This window comes from Mesobacillus sp. (assembly GCF_049588175.1).
Classification (GTDB): domain Bacteria; phylum Bacillota; class Bacilli; order Bacillales; family Cytobacillaceae; genus Mesobacillus.
In genome coordinates this window covers 1-2,058 of sequence record NZ_JBAVFI010000088.1, presented here as the reverse complement: position 1 = coordinate 2,058, position 2,058 = coordinate 1, and the positions used below count along the sequence as shown (strand labels likewise).

Annotated in this window: 4 protein-coding genes; 1 reads left to right on the top strand and 3 read right to left on the bottom strand. The window is 41.8% G+C overall.

Features of this window, described 5'->3' with window-relative positions:
• Positions 1-125: 125 nt before the first annotated feature.
• On the top strand, positions 126-620 hold the full coding sequence (locus WB217_RS01940) for a hypothetical protein (protein ID WP_423990140.1): 495 nt from the start codon (positions 126-128) through the stop codon (positions 618-620).
• Positions 621-764: 144 nt separating this feature from the next.
• On the opposite strand, the gene WB217_RS01935 is transcribed toward WB217_RS01940, so the two are convergent.
• The 3 genes from WB217_RS01935 to WB217_RS01925 all read right to left on the bottom strand — a co-directional run.
• Positions 765-995, bottom strand: a complete 231-nt coding sequence (locus WB217_RS01935) for a hypothetical protein (protein ID WP_423990138.1) — start codon at positions 993-995, stop codon at positions 765-767.
• A gap of 21 nt (positions 996-1,016) precedes the next feature.
• Positions 1,017-1,241 carry a hypothetical protein gene (locus WB217_RS01930; protein WP_423990136.1) on the bottom strand — a complete coding sequence of 75 codons (225 nt, stop codon included), beginning with the start codon at positions 1,239-1,241 and terminating at the stop codon, positions 1,017-1,019.
• Positions 1,242-1,254: 13 nt separating this feature from the next.
• The coding region (locus tag WB217_RS01925; protein ID WP_423990134.1) for a cytosine permease at positions 1,255-2,058 on the bottom strand (804 nt) is incomplete at its 5' end.

Genomic DNA, 2,058 nt, shown 5'->3' with positions numbered 1-2,058 from the left:
GGTGTATTGATTCACGTGAATTGGCGCTTTTGGTGGTCCCCATCCATTTGGTTTGCTGGACTATTAATGTTAATTGGGTTCATGAAGATATTCCGAATCATCCTATATCGAGGAGGTCACAAGCAATGAATGTAACATATGATTGGAATGAATGGTTCTTCTTAATTTCTACATTTGTTGTATTATTGCTGTTTTTTCCGATTCGAAAATACTTTTCACCTATCATTGTCCTTCATATATGGATCTACAACATCGCAATGGTTTCAACGATCGACTACTTTTTAATCGCAACTCCATTTAAGCTGTATTATTTCGGCGATAATCCAACTTATGAACTGTCTGGCGCCTTATTTCATTTATTTATGTATCCCTGTGCTTCATTAATCTTTCTGTATATCTACGACAAGTTCGAACTTTACGGTAAAAAAACAGCTTGGTATATACTCTGTTGGACAGGCTTTTCCTTAATTTACGAATGGATTTGTGTGAAGAATAATGCATTAATTTATACCGGGTGGAAGCTACAATATTCCGTTCCGGTATATCCAGTCGCTGCCATTGTATTAATTTTGTTCTTTCACTTTGTAAAAAAGAAGGCATTGGAGGTTTCATATCAGTAGACAAAAAAACAGCCGACCATCCTGCAATCAGGCTGGCCAGCTGCTTTTTTATTGAAAGTTGAAACATGGGGACGGTTCTTCCGTATCAGTTCATAACAAATTTTAACTATTTTTGAGACACTAGAACCGTCCCCAAATATCGTTTTATTGGACGGGGGTAAATCTAAGAATCTCCCTCATCATTCCTTCAAATTGGTCCGGATCATAAAAATCGTCGCTCTGCCAATTGCTGAAAATCCATTCAATCAGCTCAGCGGAAGAGTTGAACACTTCTCCGCTGGAATCGGCTTTCTTGATCATGTATCGTCCATTATCGTCATCAATCGTCACTTCACAAGGAAAAACATTATCTCTACACTTCAAAAAATATTCCATTGTCCAACCCTCCCCTAATTATTAAGCCCCAGCTTTATGCTGCTTCAATAAAAGAACTGAAAAATACTTTCGCGCATCCGGCGTGAGAATCTGCAACGTTTCATGCTCACCCTCATTATTTTCGAACTCCACAAACGCCCCGCTCAAATTCTCGACGACATTCTTAATTCGATATCCCTTCTGGAACATAAAATCGAGACGGTCTCTTTCCTGTAAAAACTCCTGATACTCTGACAAAGGTGACACTCTCCTTCCTAAATTACGTGTTGATTGGATTAGTTGCCTCCGGAACAATGACCGAATCCAATCCCTCTTCTACAATCCAATCACGCCCGACAGTGATGCCCAGATACTTTTCATCACTTGGGTCTTCAATTTCAGCTTGCTTGTATTTCACGAACCACCAGTGTTTTGCCAGCACATAATAAATGATGGCACCAACGACAAAGCCTACGATAAAGGAATAAGAAGGGAAATAGTATGCTGCAAGGCCGCCAATCACCCAGGCTATCAAGCCAGCCATGTTAAAACCGTTCATTCCCCTAAACTGTCCATCCTCTTCATACAGCTCCTGGACGTTCACGCGTCTTTTACGCAATACATAATAATCAGTGAACAAGATCCCTACGATGGCTGATAAAATCCCGCCAATGACAAGCAAGGCCGGAATGATAATGCCAAACAAACTCCACGGCTGAGATATAATACCGACCACCCCTGCCAGGACGACACCTACCCAGTACGGAACTTTTGGCCCTCCGACATTTGAAAAAATCGTTGCCGCTGGAATGACGTTCGCAGATGTATTGGTTGACCACTGTGCCAGTACAATCATCAGTAAAAGAATCCCCAAGATGAATCCGCTCGCAGCCTGCTGAAGTCCGACGATTGGGTCGTAATTCAATACAGCTACATAAGAAACAGCTCCAATAATCACCATGAAAGTATTCACAATCGGCATCGTAATCACACTGCCAGCAATTTGCGCTTTGTTGCGCCTGAACCAGTTGCGCTCGTTTTTAGGTGCTTTGAAGTACCTTGACAAGGACGGCATATCCGCCGC